This window comes from Bradyrhizobium sp. CAR08, from assembly GCF_052871955.1.
Window position 1 is genome coordinate 14949 of the sequence record NZ_JBIXJX010000006.1, and the last position, 21190, is coordinate 36138.

General features: G+C 60.6%; 15 protein-coding genes and 1 pseudogene. 9 read left to right on the forward strand and 7 right to left on the reverse strand.

All coding sequences use genetic code 11. The annotated features are described in order from the left end of the window. Positions 1–47: 47 nt before the first annotated feature. The 4 genes from hemE to ACIPUD_RS14330 all read left to right on the forward strand — a co-directional run bounded on the left by hemE (position 48) and on the right by ACIPUD_RS14330 (position 3822). Positions 48–1082, forward strand: a complete 1035-nt coding sequence (gene hemE / locus ACIPUD_RS14315) for a uroporphyrinogen decarboxylase (RefSeq protein ID WP_446480880.1) — start codon at positions 48–50, stop codon at positions 1080–1082. Between the two features lie 1461 nt (positions 1083–2543). Then, positions 2544–2711 (forward strand): hypothetical protein, encoded by a 168-nt coding sequence (locus tag ACIPUD_RS14320; protein WP_446480881.1) that lies wholly within the window; start codon positions 2544–2546, stop codon positions 2709–2711. Next, positions 2708–2917 carry a hypothetical protein gene (locus ACIPUD_RS14325; RefSeq protein WP_354167187.1) on the forward strand — a complete coding sequence of 70 codons (210 nt, stop codon included), beginning with the start codon at positions 2708–2710 and terminating at the stop codon, positions 2915–2917. The genes ACIPUD_RS14320 and ACIPUD_RS14325 overlap by 4 nt, the downstream gene beginning before the upstream one ends. Positions 2918–3279: 362 nt before the next feature. Continuing rightward, positions 3280–3822 (forward strand): cytochrome b, encoded by a 543-nt coding sequence (locus ACIPUD_RS14330; RefSeq protein WP_446480882.1) that lies wholly within the window; start codon positions 3280–3282, stop codon positions 3820–3822. A gap of 983 nt (positions 3823–4805) precedes the next feature. On the opposite strand, the gene ACIPUD_RS14335 is transcribed toward ACIPUD_RS14330, so the two are convergent. Further along, positions 4806–5207, reverse strand: a complete 402-nt coding sequence (locus tag ACIPUD_RS14335; RefSeq protein WP_446480883.1) for a hypothetical protein — start codon at positions 5205–5207, stop codon at positions 4806–4808. Positions 5208–5415: 208 nt separating this feature from the next. Here ACIPUD_RS14335 and ACIPUD_RS14340 point away from each other — a divergent pair. After that, a pseudogene (locus ACIPUD_RS14340) lies at positions 5416–5811 on the forward strand (transposase); the annotation flags it as partial. Positions 5812–6248: 437 nt separating this feature from the next. Here ACIPUD_RS14340 and ACIPUD_RS14345 read toward each other — a convergent pair. Next, a complete protein-coding gene (locus tag ACIPUD_RS14345) occupies positions 6249–6797 on the reverse strand; it encodes a hypothetical protein (RefSeq protein WP_446480884.1) in 549 nt (182 codons plus the stop codon). A gap of 1786 nt (positions 6798–8583) precedes the next feature. Between ACIPUD_RS14345 and ACIPUD_RS14350 the strand changes: the two genes are divergently transcribed. Next, positions 8584–9948, forward strand: a complete 1365-nt coding sequence (locus tag ACIPUD_RS14350; RefSeq protein ID WP_446480885.1) for an MFS transporter — start codon at positions 8584–8586, stop codon at positions 9946–9948. Between the two features lie 1135 nt (positions 9949–11083). Here the strand turns inward: ACIPUD_RS14350 and ACIPUD_RS14355 are convergent. The 5 genes from ACIPUD_RS14355 to ACIPUD_RS14375 all read right to left on the reverse strand — a co-directional run bounded on the left by ACIPUD_RS14355 (position 11084) and on the right by ACIPUD_RS14375 (position 15248). Next, complete coding sequence (locus ACIPUD_RS14355; RefSeq protein ID WP_446480886.1) at positions 11084–11452, reverse strand: hypothetical protein; 369 nt, start codon at positions 11450–11452, stop codon at positions 11084–11086. A gap of 758 nt (positions 11453–12210) precedes the next feature. Continuing rightward, positions 12211–12756, reverse strand: a complete 546-nt coding sequence (locus ACIPUD_RS14360) for a carboxymuconolactone decarboxylase family protein (protein ID WP_446480887.1) — start codon at positions 12754–12756, stop codon at positions 12211–12213. Between the two features lie 34 nt (positions 12757–12790). Further along, entirely contained in the window at positions 12791–13408 is a 618-nt protein-coding gene (locus ACIPUD_RS14365) for a nitroreductase family protein (protein ID WP_094183747.1), read from the reverse strand. 188 nt (positions 13409–13596) lie between these two features. Further along, positions 13597–14514: an NADP-dependent oxidoreductase gene (locus ACIPUD_RS14370; protein WP_446480888.1), complete on the reverse strand. Its 918-nt coding sequence runs from the start codon at positions 14512–14514 to the stop codon at positions 13597–13599. Positions 14515–14756: 242 nt separating this feature from the next. Beyond that, the gene (locus ACIPUD_RS14375) at positions 14757–15248 is read right to left on the reverse strand and encodes an OsmC family protein (protein WP_446480889.1); all 492 of its coding nucleotides are present in this window, start codon (positions 15246–15248) and stop codon (positions 14757–14759) included. A 748-nt stretch (positions 15249–15996) separates the two neighbouring features. On the opposite strand from ACIPUD_RS14375, the gene ACIPUD_RS14380 reads away from it, so the two are divergent. From ACIPUD_RS14380 to ACIPUD_RS14390, 3 genes are all read left to right on the forward strand, one after another. Continuing rightward, on the forward strand, positions 15997–17238 hold the full coding sequence (locus tag ACIPUD_RS14380; protein WP_446481118.1) for an efflux RND transporter periplasmic adaptor subunit: 1242 nt from the start codon (positions 15997–15999) through the stop codon (positions 17236–17238). Beyond that, positions 17235–20408 carry an efflux RND transporter permease subunit gene (locus tag ACIPUD_RS14385; RefSeq protein ID WP_446480890.1) on the forward strand — a complete coding sequence of 1058 codons (3174 nt, stop codon included), beginning with the start codon at positions 17235–17237 and terminating at the stop codon, positions 20406–20408. Before ACIPUD_RS14380 ends, ACIPUD_RS14385 begins: the two co-directional genes overlap by 4 nt. Before the next feature lie 297 nt (positions 20409–20705). Beyond that, on the forward strand, positions 20706–21107 hold the full coding sequence (locus ACIPUD_RS14390) for an SPW repeat domain-containing protein (RefSeq protein WP_446480891.1): 402 nt from the start codon (positions 20706–20708) through the stop codon (positions 21105–21107). Positions 21108–21190: the final 83 nt, after the last annotated feature.

The window sequence follows — 21190 nt, forward strand, 5'->3', positions numbered from 1 at the left end:
GCACCGCGGCGGTGTATCAGGAGCCCCAACCATCTTCAGGACCGTTCGTGCCCCAGTCTGCGACAAAACCGTTCATCGACGTCCTCTCCGGCCAGCGGCAGCTCATTCCGCCGGTCTGGATGATGCGGCAGGCCGGCCGTTACTTGCCGGAATATCGCGAGGTGCGCGCCAAGGCCGGCGGATTCCTCGATCTCTGCTTCAACCCGGAGCTTGCCGCCGAGGTGACGCTGCAACCGATCCGGCGGTTCGGCTTCGATGCGGCGATCATCTTCTCCGACATCCTGGTGATCCCCTATGCGCTCGGACGTTCCGTGCGCTTCGAGGTCGACGAGGGTCCGCGGCTCGAACCGCTGGATGACCCCGCCAAGGTCGCGACACTGGCGAAGCACGCCGATTTCGGCAAGCTCGCGCCGGTGTTCGAGGCCCTCAAGATCGTGCGCGACGCGCTCGATCCCAAGATCGCGCTGATCGGCTTCTGCGGCGCCCCGTGGACGGTCGCGACCTACATGGTCGCGGGCCACGGCACGCCCGACCAGGCGCCGGCGCGGATGATGGCCTACCGGCATCCGGAGGCCTTTGCGAAAATCATCGACGTGCTGGTGGAGAATTCAATCGAGTATCTGCTGGCGCAGCTCGCCGCAGGCGCCGATGTGTTGCAGATCTTCGACACCTGGGCCGGCGTGCTGCCACCCGCCGAGTTCGCGCGCTGGTCGGTCGAACCGACGCGGCGCATCGTCGAAGGCGTGCGCGCCAAGGTGCCGGATGCGAAGATCATCGGCTTTCCGCGCGGCGCCGGTGCGCAACTACCCGGTTTCGTCGAGGCGACCGGTGTCAACGCGGTCAGCATCGACTGGACCGCGGAGCCGGCCTTCATCCGCGAGCGCGTCCAGAGCAAGGTTGCGGTTCAGGGCAATCTCGATCCGCTGGTGCTGATCACAGGCGGCGCCGCGCTCGACCGCGCGGTGGACAATGTGCTGGCGAATTTCGCGCAAGGGCGATTCATCTTCAATCTCGGCCACGGCATCAAGCCGGAGACGCCGATCGCCCATGTCGAGCAGATGCTGAAGCGGGTTCGGGGCTGAAGAGCGATTCTTCCTTGCGGCGCATCCTTCGAGACGCTCGCTTGAGGCGGGCTCCTCAGATGAGGACTTACTTTGCGACTGACGAGCGCCGCCTTACGCCGCGTCTTGAACCATGACGCCGTGGAAACCGACTGCCTTCACTGAAAAAAACGCGAAAACAACGCCATGCAAGATAGAAATCATCGAAGGATTTCGTCTGGCATGGCCCTAAGTCCCACAGTGACCAATGAACTCGCCGCGAGCGTAACCGCAACAATTGTGTGTAACTAACAAGCTCCGCTGAGCTCGGCGGTTATTTCGATCAACGTTCCGCACCGCTCGATTCAAGGTGCTCAAGGATATTCTCGAGCGCATGCGCGCTTCCGACCGGAACATCTTTTCGTGCTCGGATGCTTCGAGCGACCCGCCACGCTCTAGGCGATGTGCGTTCCACCGCTGACAAGCGCCCCGCGGGATAGAACGCGCCGCTGCGGCCGGTTGGTGGCCCAGCTCGCAGTCGAACTGTAAACCAACGGGTTGCTACGAGCGCGCCGCCGAACTCGCTGTCCACCTGACTGAGATCGGGAGCCGAACAACCTCCTTCCGGCCGTCGCAGTTTTTCAGCGCAATCGATCAAAGTGGAGCTGTCGACTTAGACGCGAACACCATACACCTTCGTATCGTTCCGTGCCCACTTTTTGGTGCCCGATGATTACCTATGTCCGATTGAGCTGCTGGCCCCGATGGTCTTAGGCTGCATGTGTTGGAACGCACACGAGTTTGTGAAGTGCGATGAGGAAAAACGAGGATCGAGGAACAACTGTACTAAAACCAGAAGGAGACTGCGATGCCCTATTGCTCCGAAACTCCTAAGTCTGGCAGAGCCGCGCGATGCGCAGTTTGTGACGGCAAGTTTGGTCTCGTCCGGCACTATTCGTGGCGAACCGGGCTATGTTCCAAGAAATGCGTCGATCGCTTCAGAGCTCGCAGGGAAAGTGACCGCGATTGGGTAAGCTGGCTCCCGATCGCCTTCAACCAACTGCCAGAGAAACGGCCGGGCCCATCATGACGCTCCGGAGCGCGCAACGCGGCACTGTGTATTTGGAAGCAGGGCGGACTTTGATCCGCACGGCTCAAGCGGTGATTGACTCAGTGATTGCGGCCCGGCTCAAGTCCCTTGCCGACGACTACCAGTCGCAGGATGAGAACGTTCGCGTCTTGATCAACCCAACGGCATCGGCTCGATCGGTTGCCAAGAACTGAGATGAGTGGCGTGCATGACCTGACGGGCTGCTTCATCGCTCGTCTTCGGAAGAAATCGAAGCGATCTTTCGAACGTCCGGCGCGCGACCCCGGTCACGAGCAGTTTTATTGAACCGCCCGCACGGCTTCAAAGTTGGAGCTCAGATGGTACATCTGAATGAAATGAGTATGGTCATATCATAGCGAAGCTGGTTCACGAGGCAGCTTTTCGGAGCGAATATGGGCGAAGTCATTCGGTTTGTCCCAAAATCTGAGCGCGAGCGAGTTCGCCTAATTCGAGAGGCTAGCGCGATCCACGACAGTATCTTCCCGCCGGAGCAGCAGGACAAGGCACTGACAAGTCACGAAGTGCGCGGCACCACCGGTGACGAGGGCGAGTTCTCATGATCAAAATCATCGCCGTCCTCTGCAGTCTTTCCTCTCCGGCAAATTGCCACGAGCAAATTGTGACCACCTCGGACTTCGCCGAGGTCTCGATGCAGTCCTGCCTGATGGGCGCGCCGCAGCTCGCCGACTGGATGAACCAGCATCCGGCCGAGCGTTTGGCCGCATGGCGCTGCGTAATTGGAAGACAGGATGGCAGGGGCGCTTAGATTAGAAGGCGGCGTTCGCTGGTCGTCCTCCGAGAATCCGGCGAACATGCTATCCGTCAATGCAGGAGCGAAGACAACTACGCTGTGCGCTTATCACTCCAGTTGTGAGCACGACGGAACGAAGCTAATCGGCGGTTCTTTTTTACGACCTCCCCTCCAATCTCCGCGGCCCTGGCGATGATCATCTCCCGCTTGCAGTCTGGGTTAAATAGCACCGGAGGCTCAGACGCCCCATTTTGGGCCGCTGGGCAATGGGTCGGAGGTAAAGTTGATCGCCGGGGCAACCGGCCGGCTTACCACCGCCCAAATCTCTGGCTAGACGCCGCGACAGTTCACCAACCGTGTGGCGGGATCGGAGCGAGATGATCGGCTTGCGCAGCAATTCCTCTCGGCACGGCGCCGGGGCCAAAGTCCTGCATTGGCTGACCGTCATGCTAGTTCTCGCCGCTTATGTGCTGAGCACCGGCGACGGCTATTCGCTCTATTCCGCGGCCGCGGACGGGCTTCGCAGGGTTCATGAGGCGCTTGGGGTCGTCCTATTCATTGTTGTCCTGCTGCGGCTGCTATGGCGCTTGATCGAGACTACGCCCGCGAAGCAGCCGATGCTGCCATGGATGGCTGCGGCCGCAAAGCTCGTTCACTTCGCGCTTTATGCGCTCCTCATCGCGATTCCGGCAACCGCGGTGCTCGGCACTTGGCTGGAGGGGATACCCGTCACCCTTCCCGGATTCGACATCGCCCCCCTGATCGCGAAGGCGCATGGACTGGGGCAGCTGATCATGGAAATACACGCCATCCTCGGCAACGCCATCCTCTGGATTGCCGCTGTGCATACAGCCGCGGCTCTCTTCCACCACTTCTATCTGCGCGACGACGTTCTTCAATCGATGACTCCTGGCGCATGAATGATTATCTTGCCGCTTAGCTCAAGCCATGGCCGCGCTAGTAGAGAGATCATTTTGAAACCCCTACCGCCCGCAGCTAGATCGACAGCGAACGCGTTGACCGAACCTACCACGGTCGCACGAGCAGTGACGCGTGCTGCGGGTGTGGACGCGGCTAATAATGTCAAACGGTCGCGCGATCTTTTCGGAGCGACAGGAGGGCACCGACCCGGCCGTCACTCTGGTCTTGAGGACTAAATCGGCTTCGAATTGTAAGGGCAGGGCTGTTGTCTACGGTCCTGGGCGCTGGGTCAGAGCTCAGCGCTGGCGCGCATAACAGGCCGTCGTCCAGCGGCTTCGATCAGCGACGGCAAATTTTCTGAGCCAGACCCGACAGCAGATCGTTCCGTGACCTGCAATATTCAAGCTATAATGACAATCAGGCGAGGCTTCGAGTCAACGTGATCGTCAATCGCGATCTGGTGATCGAACCCTAGCAGTGACGGAGAGCAAAATGAACCTCGGCGCCGAAGAGAGCTGAGCCGGTGACAATGAGGGTAAAACGCTTCGGCTGCCGTTTACTGTGATCTAAGAAAAGTGCCGAACTGCCAAAGTGCGAGGGCCTTCATACCTTGATCTGAAACTCGCTCGTTGCTCCGATGCCGGCCCGATTTACGGCGGTTCATCGGTCGCTTCGACGAGCGCGAAGGCAGACTCGAAACGGAGATGCATAGCCTCCGACGTGAGGAAACTTCACAAAGAGCCGCAACCTGAACTCCTGGAACATCTTCTGGGCGGGAAGGCCGCGACCCACCACGACGATCGGCCACGCTTGAGCCGGCCGCCTTTCCGGAGGAGGCGCTCGGGCGACGGGGTTGTGGTCGATGCATGCCTTCACGTGGCTGAATCGCTCGACGCTTAGCAAGCCGGCGCTGATGTCGCATCCTGGGACTTGCATTCAAACGCGGCGCAAGGTTTGCTGCACAGCGCGGGGGGCTTCATGCCTAACCCGCTGTGCGCGTGTGCAATCCCTGACGCCTCACGACCGGCTCTTCAGGCGCGTCAAAGATTGACGTCGTGAGCAGGACAGCGGCAGCGAGGATCCAGTAATACGACGCGTCGAGCCAACCGAATTTGAGGGCAAAGGGTAGGATCACAAACACCACCCCAAGGGCGCGATCGAGCCGAAGGTGCAGCCAGTAGGGGATGATACGGACGAGACCGGTGGGATGGTCGGTTGCAGCGGCCAAGATCAGCGCGGCAACACCTACGACAACGGAAAGCCACATCGCGACTGGTTCGCTCTGGCCCAGGTTCAGCACGAATGGCGCTGCGATCAGGACGATCGCGGCGGGATAGTCGATCAGGTAAGCGTGGACAGATTTGGTTATAAAGCGGAACGACATCAGTGACTCCTACGTGCTTTGCTGCTCGTGCCGCCGTATGCCAGCAAGCACTCTGCACAATCGTCAAGGGTCAGCCCGTTAGACACACAGGAAACCTATGACGGTACGCCAAGCATTAAAAGTGCCTGGTCGTTATGGTTTCCATTCCACTCGCTCGGGGCACGCCGCCAGAGGCGTTAAGCTCGTCATGTCCGATGCCCACGAGGGCATGAAGGCCACCGTAGCAAATCTGCTTAAATCCAGCTGGCAGCGCTGCTGTTTCGACTTCATGCGCAATGCATTGGCGCATGCCGCAAGACCGGACGGCTCGTCGTCTCCGCCTTCCAAACCGTTTGCCCGGGACGACGCCGAGGCTGCCAAGACGCAGTGGCGCAAGGTCGCCGATCAGTTCCGCCACAAGCTGCCGAAGCTTGCGCCTTTTCGAGGCGGCGGAGACCGACGTGCTCGCCGACGCGACCTCCCGCCGCAGCACCGGACCAAGCTGCACTACACCAACCCGATTGAGCGCCTCAACGGCGTGATCAAGCGGCGCACCGAGGTGGCCGGCATCTTCCCCAACGAGAACGCCGTCGTTCGCCTCATCGGCGCGATCCTGCTCGAAAAACGAAGAATGGGCGGTCCACTGTGCCCGTTATGACAATGGAAGCAGTCACGCCGTTGCGCGATGATTCGAGCGTCAGCCTCACGGCTCTCGCCAGCTGACCTGCCCGGCTCTCGCCGGCAACGCGGTGATCCACCGCCAGCTAAACCACGCCACGGAACGCAATGGGCACATTGGGGTGCGCGGCATCGTAGCGGATCGTATTTCCACTTCGAAGGGCTCGCCGTGCTGGATCGGGATGCCGGGACGAACCAATCGATTTGCAGCACGGGTTCCGGTCAACATTAAAGAAGGTGCGTGGGGCCCCCAACGGGGGTTATTGCTCCCAATCTGCTGCGCATCGCCGAATAACCGCTCAAACAGCGCCACAGTGCCGGATGTTGAGCAGCGCATCATCGACCTCGGACGCAAGCATCTACGGCACCACAGCGCCACTCTTGCTATCTTGAGCGCCTGCTGGTGTAGCCCGCGCGACAGGCTGTCATCCCGCCGATCGCGGCAGTTCCGCGCTCCGCCCGTAGCTTGCCCCCCAGCACAGAACATCGGCATCGTCGGTCATTGGGTTTGCTCTTTTGATCCGCTAAGACGAACCGATCCCCGCCTGCGGGTCCGTTGAGGTTCGTTCTCTGGGCGGCGCTCACCTCGGGTGCGTTGAGAGCTGAGGTCGTCAGCAAGACTGCTGCGGCGAAAACCCAGGAATAGCCGGCGTCTGGCCCAGTGACATGGAAAGCGGAGGGGACAGTGATGGAGATCAAACCCAATGCGCGGTCCACCCATTGTAGCGAGGCACGGATGAATCCGACGAACGCCGTCGAGTGGTCCGTGAATGCCGACAGCAGCAGTGAGACGCGAGTCACCACCGAAAGCCACGGCGCGACGGGACTGCTCTTGCCTAGCTTGAGCAGGAATGGCGCAACAATTAAAACGACGGCGACAGGACAGTCGATTAGGTACGTGCGGATAGATTTTGTGATGAAGCGGAATGACATGGCGGAACTCCTGCATACTTGGGCTGCTAGATCGAGTTGTCGGGACATCGAAAATAGGGGCTTGTGATCTGGGCGACCCGTGCTGCCACCAAATATCGATAAAGGCGTATAAAGAGCGTATTCCCTTCCGCGCGAGGTTAGAAATGTCGGATCGTTATCGTTTTCATTATCTCCGGCCGCCCGGTCTAAAGCTTTCAGACGCCAAGGCCTCCCGCGCGGGCGGTTAGACCAGCGCTCGAGTATAAATCTCTTCCACTCGAACGCTCACGGGTTGCGACGCTAAGTCGTGCGAACGTAGCGCCGGCGGGGCAAGGGCCTTCCATCCCGTCGATTTTGAGCAAATCTCGTTCTGAACGCGTGTTCACAGTTGATCCAAAAGTCGCACTCTTTTTGTCACCGGCCAGTTACTCCGGGCGCCGCCATCGTCGATCTGAAGATGCCGTGTGAACTGCAACTTGCTCGAGGCAACCAGCGGGTCAGCCGCATGCCAAACCGGCCACCGCGGACGCAACGCCGCTAGCGACAGCGTGGCGCCAGACCAGATGCCTACCGCACGACTCTCTTGTCAGTGGGCAATCGCTGCTCGTGCACCGAAAGGCCGTCAGGCAGGATCAAGCCTTCGCCCGAACTTTGCAGTGACCGGCCGACCGATGAGCCGGCGCGATGGCGTCGAGGCATCGAGATCGGCCCCGCAAGAAAGGTCCGCGCGGTTCGGCGTTCATCAGCCAATGCACTCGGAACGGCGACAGGGCCATGTCCGCCAATCGCCGCGAGGGGACCATGATGACGGCGCTGCTGACGAACATAAGACAGTTGCCCACGCTGCATGCGGAGAGCACATTTGTGCTGTGCGCGACGGCCTAGGCTTTTAGAGCCGCAGGCGGTGGTCGGCCGGCATCAGGGACGCGCTGCTAACGAATACTTCAGGTTTAAGTCGCTTCACGGGCGCGGGTTGATTGGCCAACAGCTTGGAGCCGGGCGCCGCATCCGTTGACAAATCACTCTCTCGGCATCAATGCAACCTCAAGCAGACTCTTCCTAAGTCGCTATCGCTTACGGCCCGCTCTGCAATGCTAACGCTGGACGAACATTGCCAATTGCAGATGCGTATAGCATGGAAACTGGGAAGGCACGGTGCCGTTCCTCAATCCATTCTAGGTCGAGGCGAGTTGCACATTCCGCGACTGCAGCACGCTGCCCTCAGAACCGCAATAACCATGGTCTATCAACTCTATGCCGCGAGATGATTTCCCTCACCGCTGGGCGACCGCCATCGTGTGAGACCGCATTTGTGGCAGAGGCGGTCGCGGATCATCCGGCGCATTGATCGCCAGATACCGGAGTGAGGGAGTGCAATATTGAGGCTGCAGACCAGCGACGTCTCTCATGGTTTTGCATGCGCCTGTGGCGGCGGAATCTATTTGCTTAGCGGTCAGGCGGGCGGGTCGGCGCCATCTTGTGTAACCGCCTGCAGCTTTTTGCGACGGTGAACAATGCGGCCGGGGGTAAATCGAAGCAGGGTAGGTAAATCGAAAATGACGATCCGTCTATCTCCAGGCAACCAGCTTTGTTCTCAATCCCCAGAGCCGGATCGTGACTCCGTCTATTCGGCCGTCTGGGTCTGGCCGGCGACCTCAAGCCTTCGGCAAAACTAGTGAGGAGCAGTGGCAAACTATGGGGAAGACGGATGAATGGCGCAAAACATGTAGAGTGCCGCAGCTGCGGCGTTCGATCCAGACCCTGCCCTCGAGAGCTCGGGCGGAAAGCGCCGGCTCGGTGCCGACGCATGGTGCTCACGGCCTGTGTGCTCGCGTCGTCGATGGCGTTCATCGACGGGACAGCGCTGCCCGTCGTGCTGCCGATATTGCGCGCCGATTTCGGTGCTGACCTCGCCTCGGTCCAATGGGTTCTCAACGGGTATATGCTGGCGCTCGCCTCCCTGATATTGATCGGCGGAGCGCTCGCTGATGTTTATGGCAAGGCGCGCATGCTCGTCGTCGGTTGCGTCCTGTTCGGTCTGGCGTCCGCGGCGTGCGCGTTGGCGCCTTCGCCCGTCTGGCTGATCACTGCCCGGGTGCTGCAGGGAGCGACCGCAGCGATTGTTACACCTGCAAGTCTCGCCCTGGTTGGGGCAACGTATCCGCACGCGGAGCGGAACCGGGCGATCGGCGTATGGGCAGCGGCATCTGCTCTCACCACCGCCGGAGGTCCTGTCCTGGGCGGCTGGCTGACCGAGTCTTTTGGCTGGCCATCCGTGTTCTGGATCAACCCGCCGCTCGCGCTCGTAGCAGTGGGAGTTCTGCTGGTCTCTGCAGGCAGAGATGACCTCGTCCAGCGCCGGTTCGACGGGATTGGCGCCGCGATCCTTGCTTTAGCGCTCGGGACGCTCACCTGGGCGCTGAGCCAGATCGGACCATGTCACACTCGGGCCGCTGCGAACGCACCAGCCCAATCGGTGACGGTGCTCGCGATAGTCGCCGGGTTCGGCATTCTCGGGTTCGCCGTCTACGCCTTCTGGGAGCGCAGAAGCGAACATCCGATGACGCCACCCCGCCTGGTGGAGAACCGCACCTTTCTCGGGCTGAATTTTGCGACCCTGATGATCTATACGGGGATTTCGATCGTGTTTTTCCTTCTACCTTTTGACCTCGTCGACCGCCGAGCCCTGTCGTCGACCGATGCCGGGCTGGCATTCCTGCCTTTCACGCTTGGCGTAGGGCTCTTGTCGAGTGTCTTCGGCGGGTTGGCCGACAAGATTGGCACGCGGACCATGCTTATCGCGGGACCGGCAGGTGCCGCGCTAGCCTATGTCTGGTTGGCGCTCGGTCATAAAGAATCCTTGATGCTCGGCGTGATCGTACCTATGACGCTGCTTGGCCTGTCCTTCGCGGTGCTCGTGACACCGCTCACCGCATCCGTCATGTCGAGCGTTGACCAGACGGATGAAGGGCTCGCCTCCGGCATCAACAATGCCGCAAGCCGGGTTGCGCAGCTTGCCGGTGCAGCACTAGCCGCCGGTGCCGCGTCTTTCGAGTCCGGCTACGAGGTCGGTCTCGCCGTAGCCGCCGCGACCTCGATCTGCGGAGCTTTTACAGTCGCAATAATCGCCATGCCGGCCGACACGAAAGCGGGCGGCTCGGGAGGCGTCTAGACCCCATGGAATTCAACTAGATTCGATATTGGGTTGCCAGATGCCCTCAAGATCACCGAAGCAGCCATTCGGAGCGGAGTGTCTCGATCCAGGCTCAGACGCACCAGGCGCTGGAACACGAGTTGCCCGGAAGCCGGACTATCGCGACGTTCGCGACGCCGCGAGCCTCTGACGCTGGCGCCGTGAACGCCATCCTCGGACCTGATTACCGGATTCGTTAGCCGCAGGCCTCGGCCGGACGGCCTGCTGGACTTCATGAAGATCGGTGCGTTGACGGGCGGATGCACTCACGCCATCGCGTCTTCAGGGGGAATGCTGAACGAGCCCATGACGTCGAACGGGAACGCGGAGGGCCGTTCGGCAAACAGGACTTTGTCTACCTGCCCTGATGAGGACGTCTACCGCAGCCCATCCCGCCAGCAGCTGCCTTATCACTACGTACTTCGAGCACGAGACGACGCCGCACCGTTACTGGCCTGCCGCAGCGTGCCAAGGTTGCTCGATCCCAATCCCGACGCCATGCGGACACAACGCGACGGGTGGAGCATCCCTTCGGCACTATCAAAGACTGTATGGGTGCGACCCAATTCCTGACGAAGGGCCTTGAAGGTCGCCGCCGAGATGGGGTTGGATGTCCTCGCCTATAACTTCACAGGGGTGTTTGAACATCCTCGGCACCTGAGGCTGATTAAAGCCAGATCCGCGCCGCTCAAAGCCGGAAAGTGCGTCAAAAGCGCAATCTCGCGTCACCCAGATTTGTTGATACATGATCTCGCGCGAGAGCATCGGTTGGCCCGGAAGAATTGACGACCCCGGCCGCGCGTTGATCGACCGGTTTGACACCACCAACATCCAGAAGTGCCGTACGCATGACCGAGGGACGCTAAACTCTTTCAAATACATGTTGGCCAGCGGCGGCATGAGGAGCCGCACGCCGCCAAGCTTTGGGATCACGACGAGCGTGGCCAGCCGGACCCTAAGAGAGGCTCGGACGGTAATGGTTGGATAGCTCCACTATCATCGTCAATCCTTGGGGTGTCATCGACGGCGGTGATCTGATCGTGGATCGTCCGGAGGTCGGCGCCGACTTCCTTACATGCAGGCGCAAACCCTCGGGAGCGCAGAGGAGACTTTGTCAATACGGCGGACAAGTCGGCAAGTCGGCCCAGGGGGCTGTCGCAAAGGCGCCGACGCGCGGTCCGGGCGCACAACCTGACCTGTAATATCCGTAGCCGTAGGCTCGATAGTATGAATTATAGATTGGATCGCCCCAATACGAACTATAGGCGGGATAACCCCAGTTCGCATCATCGGTGGGATAGCCCGAGTACGAAGGATCAGGATGACCCCGCCGCGCCTGATAGCGCACGTCCGTCAGGGCCGGTCCCGCCGCTCTAATCGACGTACCATTAATCGGCGCAGCAGACGACTGGGCGGTGGCGGTCACTGCAAGAGGTACAGCAATCGCCAGGGCAATCGCGAAGCTGCGGACTTGAATCTTCATGAGTAGCTCCTGTTCGTTCTACCCCCCGGCAAGAATGACGTTGCAAGGCCGGCGAGGGAAATCACCTCTAGCCATAGAGTCGATAGACGATCATTATTGCCGCCGCGCCCCATGATGCCCGAACGAGGACTCTCAACGACTGCGTCTGCAAATACTTCCATTGCCGGGATCGGGCCCCATTTTTAACTCTGCACATTGCGGTGACGCGGTTAACAATGAAGCTGTTCTTTCATACCCAAGTCTAGCGCTAGCAGGAGCTAAGTCCCCGACCCACCAGTGAGTGCTATCTGATGCGACGCGAAACGTTGTCATCGAGGACTACCGATTAGTAAGTTGCTCCATGGGTCGGCTAATCATCTTGCTCGGCCTAAGATATTGCCTTTTGAGAGAGGCGGACGCGACGTACTGTTTCACATCAACGGTCTTCTCCGATTCCGCTATCGTTGCTTCGCTTCATATCGCGGGTGCCAGTTTGCCGTTTTGCTAAGACTTTGAGCTGATAACAATTCCGATCCTATGAGCGAGCCCGGCCTCTTCTCGGTATCGCGCCGATCCTGTGTTCCTTCGCACTTGCCAAGCTGTCCCTCATAGTGACAATCGCCGCTCTGGCTTTTCGTAAACTCCTCGTCGGCACGTACCAAAACGCCCGGAGGCGCTCCCACCTTTTTTTCATGGGCGCATCCGGGCAGTGGTATCGCGTTCGCATCACCTGAACGCTCCGAGCACTCTCGGAGGTGTTCGATACGATCGGATGGAGTTTAGACCGAGCCAGCCGGCGCAACGGCGGGAAAGTCCTTCTCGGGATCGAACACATTGTTGAAAAAGTTCGTCAGGGAGTACATGGCCACGAGCGCGACGATCTCAATGGCATTCGCATCCGTGTAGCCGGCATTGCGGAGGGTCTTCAGATCGGCGTCGCTGATCTTGCCGCGAGTCTCGGCGACTTTGCGCGCGAACTGGATCCCGGCGTCCCGCTTCGGGTCGCTGGCGTGACCCATCCGAGCGAGAATTATTTCATTGGCCGGCAGCTTGGCCATATGATCGGCCGTAAAACTATGAACCGTCAGGCAATAGTCGCAGCCATTCACTTCGGACACAGCGAGGCCGATGCTGTCACGCGTCTTCACGTCGAGCGACTTGCTCAAGGCGCCGAGCAGGGCGGCCCATGCGTTGAACGCGATCGGGCTTGCCGCGAAAGTCGCCATCATGTTCGGCGTGAACCCGATGTTCTTGGTGAACATGTCAAGGGTCGGCTTCGACTCGGGAGGCACTTGTTCCGGCTTTAGAGCGGCAATCCTGGGCATCATGTTCTCTGTATTTTGTTGGCTTCACTAATAATCAGACCAGATTCAACACTTCAGCCACAGGCCGTCGCGGCTTCTGTGGCCAGTTTCCCGGACGCTCCGCCCCTACGGACAACAGCATGACCGGTACTTCGTCCTTCGTAAGCGCGAACTCGCGGTGCACTGCTTCAGCATCGAAACCGATCATCGGGGTCGAACCCAGGCCTAGCGAGCGGGCCGCATAAATCATCGCCGCCGCGCCGAAGGTGCCGGTGCGTACGGCTTCGTCGCGCTGGCGCTGCGGGTATTCCATGTACAGGTCCCGTGCGGGGATCTCCCATTCCGGCACCATCTTTGCCGGCATGATGCCCTCTTTCACCAGCGGTGCCAGACGGTCGGGTACTACGCTGGAGTCGGCCAACTGGCCGCAGATGATGAAAGTAACAGCCGCCTCGGTGATCGCGGGCTGGCTCCAAGCGATCGGACTGAGGCGAGCCTTGGCTTCCGGCGTGCGCACCGCGATGAAGCGCCAGTTCTGCAAGTGAAAGGATGTCGGCGCGGTGGTCCCGATTCGAACCAACTCGCGGATTTGGTCGTCGCTCAACGTGGCGGCAGGGTCGTAGTACTTCGTGGCCCGGCGGCTCAGGATGCATTCGATGACCTCATTGGTCATAGTTCTTCTGCTGGTCATAGTGATTCCGTTGGTCAAGTTGTTGTTCTGCGTGAGGGAGTAGGCTGCGATAATGAGGGCTTTTGCTCCTTTTACTGGAAATGCTAACGAGCCCGCTCGGTAGTTTCTCACGTTGCTCCGGCTCTTCCGATAGCAGGCGCCCGGCCACGTGCATCGAAGGCGCACGTCATTCAGGGACGAGTGCGGATGATCGTCTTCCCGTCGATGCGCTCGGTCGGATTGAAAGCGGCGACGGCATCATCGAGGATCGAGACGGTGCCGATGTTCGTCCGCAGTCGCCCGTCCCGCACCCGCTGGACGATTTCAGTCAATTGGGCACGATCGGATTCGACGACGAAGTCGACCGCCAAGGCGTCGGCAGCGCGCGCCTCGCTCGGCCCGACGATGGACACCAGCGTTCCTCCGGCTCGGATGAGGCGGGCGGAACGCTTCCCGATGTCGCCGCCGATTACGTCAAACACCAGATCGACTCCGCCGACGTCTTCCAGGACGTCGTTGTCAAGGCTAACGAACTCCTTCGCGCCGAAGTCGAGCGCCTTCTGACGATGAGCGCCACGCCCGGTGCCTATGACGTAAGCACCGGCCTCTCGTGCGAGCTGTGTCACGATTGATCCGACTGCGCCGGCCGCGCCGTGCACGAGAACGCTCTGCCCTGCCTGAAGGCGGCCGTGCACAAATAGCCCCTGCCACGCCGTGAGGCCCGAAATTGGCAGACTCGCGCCCACTATGAAGTCCACGTCACCCGGGAGCGGGGCGAGGTTGCGCGCCTCCATTGCTACATACTCCGCCAGGGTGCCGTCGCGATACCAGTCGGCGAGGCCGAACACCCGCTGTCCAACCGACAACCCCGTTGTGCCATAGCCGAGGGCGGCGACCACTCCGGCCAGCTCGTGTCCGGGAATCGACGGTGTTCGGTCACGATCGAGGCGGTCGGTCCATGTAGAGGGCCACTCCAGCTCAGTCGGCACGAATCCCGACGCATGAACTTGAACGACGACGTCGTTGATCGCCGGTTGCGGCTGGGGCCGATCCACGAGCCTCATACCCGCAGTTCCCGCCGCCTGGTCCGTTACGACAATTGCCTTCATCATCGGCCTCCCTGTGTGTGGTGTGTCGTCATTTTCAAGTCCCCTTGCAGACGAGCAAAAGTAGGGTCGTGAAAATTTATGGTCTAATGACGGGTGGCTATGTATTCGATGCCAGGGACGCGAAAGCACAGAGCGCGTCGGCCGAGCGAATACCCCGCCGGGCATCGCGCGTCGCGAATTGAAGACCTGCGGGTATGATAGACTGCATGCCCCGGTGCTGTGATAGACGGCACGAGAGACGGTCAATCGGGAGTAATATTCGGAATCGGGAGCAGAGCCAGGTCATCCTCGTAGCTGGCCTGAGGGCTTTCTTGGTGGCCGGAGGTTGTAACGTCCAGACGTGTGGTGATATCCGCACCAGTACCGAGAATTTGGCCTACGGGACACAGGTTTGCGGCTTCCATCAAGAATGTGCGCTGCTGGGCGTCGAGGTCTCCTTCAAGCACCACGGTGCGCTCGAACGAATCCTTTTCGCCTCGGGAGCCGTGGTGGAAGCTGACGCCCACCTTCACGCGCTCCAGCGGTAGTTTCTGGCGCTGAGCCTCGAAACGAACGCTCATAGCACTGCATGCGGCAAGAGACGCGCTGAGAAGGTCGTAAGGATTGGGTCCAGAAGAATTGTGGCCGATGCCATCTGGGCCGCCGACAGCAAACCGAGATTCGCCGACCTGGCAAATCAGCGCGCCATGATTGGTGGGGTCGGTGGCGACAACAACTTCGCGAATCTTTGTCACGATTAGGTCCCGATCCTTCGAATGATTGATCCATCGACTTCAACGAGCATGTCCGCCAGTGACAGCAGGAAATAGATGTTAGCTGTGGTGGGAGATCACAGCCTTGCGACCACGCAAGTGAGCGCGTTCAGCAAGTAAGTCCGAAGGCCCTTCAGGTAAAGTTATCATTTCCATAATCGCCAGGAATGCTCCGTAGAGCGTATCGTCGTCCCGGTGAACAACTCTATCAATGCGTGTGGCGGCCTATGGTCCGTCCGGTCACGAAGAATGCATTAAGTTCCAGTCAGCCGAAGTCCCAGAACGTGGACGAGCACACCGCTTTCCACACTCGGTCCTCAAACGATGCGTGACCTTCTTCAGTGATCGTTGCGCCAGTTAAGTCCCAGGAGGACGCAACGAAGCCCGTCGTACGAGCTTTGCTCGGAGCCCTTGACGCGACTTCGCGGCGGCATCGATAGCCGGTGACTGCACGCGGCCTAGAAGCCTCTGCAGAGTAACGCGGCGCCCTCGAGTGCGGTGCGGCTTCTGAGGTCCCTCGCTAGGCGTCGTGCTCGCGGGTCGAGCGGCAATAACGACCGTTTATTGACTCCATAGCAAGAGGTGATTTCAGTCGCAGACGTTGCAAGGTCACTCTCCAAAGTATCGTCGAGGGACATTTACGGTTTCGCGGTCGGCAGGCGGACCAACATGGGAATCTTTGAGAGTGGATGGACGTGCTAAGCAACGATGTATTCGAACTCCTCGCTCCATGGGCACGCTGACACTGAGACCTCCGTCCTTAGCGGCGGCGGAACCTCCCGCGTGTAGTTCGTTTCGTCGCCTTCGGTGCAGCGGCGCGCCGATCGTTCTGCTGCTCGCGTTGGCGCTCGTTGGCTGCCAAGACAAGGTGCAATCGCAGGCGGCCGCGCCTCCGCCACCGTCGGTGACAGTCGCGCAACCGGTGAAACGAACAGTCACCGACTGGGATGAGTTCACCGGCCGGTTCGAGGCGATCGAGGAGGTTCAGGTCCGCGCTCGCGTCGGCGGCTTCATTGACAGGGTCGCATTCACGGATGGTGCGATCGTTCATGCAGGCGATCTGCTTTACATCATCGATCCACGCCCGTTTGAGGCGGTCGCGTTGCAAGCCCAGGGTCAACTCGACGACGCGCGGGCCAAGGAAGAGCTTGCGAAGCGTGAACTCGACCGTGGCCTGACCCTGGTTCAAACTAGCGCGGTCTCGCAGCAGGTCGTCGACCAGCGCCGTCAGGCGTTGCAGGCGGCTCATGCGGCTGAGACGCAGGCCGAGGGTACATTGAAGGCCGCCCAGCTCAACGTCGAATTCACCCATGTGCTGGCGCCGATCACCGGCCGCGTCAGCCGTCATCTAGTGACCCCGGGCAATCTGGTGCAGGGGAGCGAAAGCGGCGCGACCCTGCTGACCTCGATCGTGTCGCTCGATCCGATCTACATTTATTTCGATGTCGACGAGCCGACCTATCAACGCAACAGCAAGCTGTGGTTTCAAGGCAGGCGGCCGAGTTCGCGCGACACCGCGAACCCGGTGCAGGTGTCGTTGACCGGCGAAACGAAACCCTCACATGAGGGCAAGATGGACTTCCTGGACAACCGGCTCGACGTCTCCACCGCGACGCTGCGCAGCCGCGCCATCATCCCCAACAAAGATCTCTCGATCCTACCTGGCCAGTTCGGCCGCGTTCGCCTGATCGGCAGCGCGCCCTATGAGGCGCTGCTGATTCCGGACGTCGCGGTCGCAACCGACCAGTCGCGGAAGATCGTGTTCGTGGTCAAGGACGACAATAGGGTGGAGGCAAGGCCGGTGGTGCTCGGGCCTCTAGATGACAGCCTGCGGGTGATTCGCGAGGGCCTGAACCCGGAGGACCACGTCATCATCAACGGCATTCAGCGCGCCCGCGTCGGCGCCAAGGTGACGCCAATCATGTCGCAAACGCTGGGGGGCGACAAGACTCCGCCAGGTGCCACGCCATGAATCTCGGAAGACTTTCCATCAACCAGCCTATCCTCGCGATGGTGCTGTCGATCGTGCTTCTGATCGTCGGCACGATCGCCTATCAGACGCTGCCGGTGTCGGAATATCCGCAAGCAGTGCCACCGACCGTCACTGTGACCACGCAATATCCTGGCGCCTCGGCGCAGACCGTTTCCGACACCGTTGCTGCTCCAATCGAGCAGGAGATCAACGGGGTCGAGGACATGCTCTATCTCTACAGCCAGGCGACCTCTAATGGTCAGCTCACGATTACCGTCACCTTCAAGCTCGGCACCGATCTCGACAAGGCCCAGGTGCTGGTGCAGAACCGGGTCGCAATCGCGCAGCCCCGTTTGCCGGAGGAAGTCCAGCGCAACGGCGTCGTCACCCGCAAGAACTCGCCCGACATCCTGATGGTCGTGTTCATGCTGTCCCCTGACGAGAGTTTCGACCAGCTCTACATCTCCAATTACACGCTGCTGCAGGTCCGCGACCAGCTGTTGCGGCTCGACGGCGTCGGTGACATTCAGATGTTCGGTGCGCGCGACTACTCGATGCGGCTGTGGCTCGACTCGGAGAGGATCGCCAATCTCGGCCTGACCTCGACCGAAGTAATGGCGGCGATTCGGGCGCAGAACCTGCAGATCGCTGGCGGCCAGATCGCGGAGCCGCCGATCGCCGATCGCGCGTTCCAGCCGAATCTCGTCTTCACCGGCCGCCTCAAGGACATCAGGCAGTTCGAGGACATCGTGGTGAAGGCCGGCTCGGACGGCCGCACGGTGCGGCTGCGCGACATTGCCCGCGTCGAACTCGGTGCGCTCTCCTATGCCACCAGCAGCCGCATCCTGCGCAAGCCGGCGGTTGCAATGGTAGTGACCCAACGGCCCGGATCGAACGCGCTTGCCACGGCGAAGGCAATCTCTACGACTATGGCAAAGCTGAAGGAGAGGTTCCCGAAGGGGCTCGACTACAATATTGGCTACAACCCCACCGAATTCATCGCCCAGTCGGTACACGAGCTGATCAAGACGGTCTACGAGGCGATGGCGCTCGTCGTCATCGTGGTGCTGGTATTCCTGCAGGGCTGGCGACCTGCGATCATCCCGATCATCGCGATCCCGGTGTCTCTGGTAGGTACCTTCGCGGTAATGGCCGCGCTCGGATTCTCAATCAACAATCTGACGCTGTTCGGGCTTGTACTCGCCGTTGGCATCGTGGTCGATGACGCGATCGTGGTGGTCGAGAATGTCGAGCGACATCTCCGGACTGGTATGAGCCGGCGCGATGCGGCGCTTAAGACCATGGGGGAGGTCGGCGGCGCACTGGTTTCGATCGCACTGGTGCTCTGCGCGGTGTTTGTGCCGACAGCTTTCCTCGGTGGCATCTCCGGGCAGTTCTTCCAGCAATTCGCTGTCACCATCGCGGTCGCAACCGCGATCTCCTGCTTCTGCTCCCTCACGCTCTCACCCGCCCTAGCCTCGCAGATCCTAGTCCCGCATGAGGAGAAGCGGTCGGCTGCGCGTTGGAACCTAATCGCGCGCGGCTGGTCGGCCTTCACTGGTGTCTTCAACCGTGCGTTCGATTGGCTGTCGAATGGCTATGCGGCTGTGGCATTCCTGGGCATCCGGCATTCCGCGCCGATGCTGTTGCTCTATGTCGCGTTGATCGGCAGCGCCGGCTGGCTGCTCGCGACTACCTCGCAGGGCTTCATCCCTGCGCAGGATCGCGGTTACCTCATCATCTCGGTGCAGTTGCCGGGCGCAGCGTCGCTGGCGCGAACCGCCGCGATCGTGCGCGAGATCGAGCGGATTGCACTGGATACGCCGGGTGTCGTCCGTGTCGCGGCGTTCAGCGGCTTTTCCGGCGCAACTCGCACGCAGGCCGGCAACGCCGCGGCGTTGTTCCCGGTGTTCGACGAGCCGGAGGCACGACAGAAGAAAGGGCTGACGGCGATTGCAATCACGGCCGATCTGCGCAAGCGGCTGTCGACGCTCCAGGGCGCTTTCATCATCGTCATTCCACCGCCCGCGGTGCCGGGCATTGGCACCGGCGGCGGCTTCGCTATCCGCATCCAGGATCGACAAGGGCGCGGTCCCGAACTGCTTGCGGCTGCGACCAACGAACTCGTCAGCGCCGCGCAGAAGTCGCCAAAACTGACCTCGGTGTTCTCGCCTTATTCGGCGAACACGCCGCAGCTGTTCGTCGATGTCGATCGCGTAAAGGCGCAGAAGCTCGGCGTGCCCATCGCCAGCATCACCGACACGATTGAAACGTACTTTGGCTCGACCTACGTCAACGACTTTAACCTGTTCGGGCGGACCTACCACGTCACGGCGCAGGCCGACCTTCCATTCCGGAAGGAGACCAGCGATCTTGCGCGGCTGCGCACCCGCAACGCTGTCGGCGACATGGTGATGCTCGGTAGCATCGTGGACTTCAAAGACATTTCCGGGCCCGACCGTGTCGCGCGGTACAATCTATACTCGGCGTCCGAGGTACAAGGTGAGCCCGCGCCAGGTGTGAGCTCGACGACCGCGCTCGACACCCTCCAGAAGGTCGCCGACGAAACGTTGCCGAGCGGTTTTTCCCTCGAATGGACCGATCTATCCTATCAACAAGTGACGGGCGGCAATGCCGGTCTGTATGTGTTCCCGATCTGCGTGCTGTTCGTCTATCTCGTGCTCGCCGCGCAATATGGCAGCTGGACGTTGCCGTTTGCGGTGATCCTGATCGTGCCGATGTGCCTGTTTGCCGCGACGATCGGTGTGCGTATCCTGGGCCAGGACGTCAACATCCTGACACAGATCGGCTTTGTGGTGCTGGTGGGCCTGGCCGCCAAGAACGCGATCCTGATCGTCGAGTTCGCGCGTGATATCGAGCTCGAGGGCAGGCCGCGGCTGGAGGCGGTGATCGAGGCCTGCCGGCTCCGCCTGCGGCCGATCCTGATGACGTCGTTCGCCTTCATCCTAGGCGTGCTGCCGCTCGTGGTGTCGACCGGTTCCGGCTCGGAGATGCGCCAGGCGGTCGGGGTTGCAGTCTTTTTCGGTATGATCGGTGTTACGCTGTTCGGCCTGATCTTCACACCCATCTTCTATGTGGTGGTCCGCAACCTCGCGGAAGGAAAGAACGAAGGCAAGCCGACTCAGATAACCGCGGCTGGGGCAGGGTGACAGGCAGTGGGGCCAATCCGCGACGAAGCTGCAACTTTTCGGCGCATGCGAGGAGCGGATGCGTTCACTTCTGCCGACTGACCCGCTTCTATCGCACGGGCGAGTGGAATGGAAACGATAACCACCCGGCATTTCTAATGGTTGGCGTGCTGGCCTACCGTTCCTCAGCTGAGCTGTCCTGTGACTGTTTTAGCGAGTGCTCGCCAGCATAGGACCGCCGGGTCGTCCGCTTCTTGGGTCGATGCACTCTCCGCGTCGCAAGGACCCACTCTAGCAACGAAACACGTAGGAGACCGGATGTCATTTCGCTTCATCACCAAGTCTATCCACGCCTACCTCATCGATTATCCCGTCGCGATCGTCTTAATTGCAATGCCTTTCGTGCTGAACCTCGGCCAGAGCGGACCGCTCGCAATGTGGCTTTCGGTTGTCGTCGGTGTGGCCGCGCTGCTCTTGGCCGGCCTGACCGACCATCCCACCGGGTTCGTCCGCATCATTCCCTACTGGCTGCACCTTTGGGTGGATCGCGCAGTCGGGGTGGTGTTTGTCATCGCACCCTTTGCCTGCAAATTCGATGGGATCGACGCCTGGTATTATTGGATCCTCGCTGCCGCTGTCCTGTTCACGACGTCGGTCTTGAACGCACCTGAGGATCCGGTCACGGTCCGTTCGAGATTGGGCAGGCGCACAGCGGCGTGAAGGCGGCGGCTCCGTGGTTGAGAGTCGAAATGTTGCCGGTGTTGGTCTGCGGCAGTCCGTCGCAACCCGCGCGGAGGGTGGTA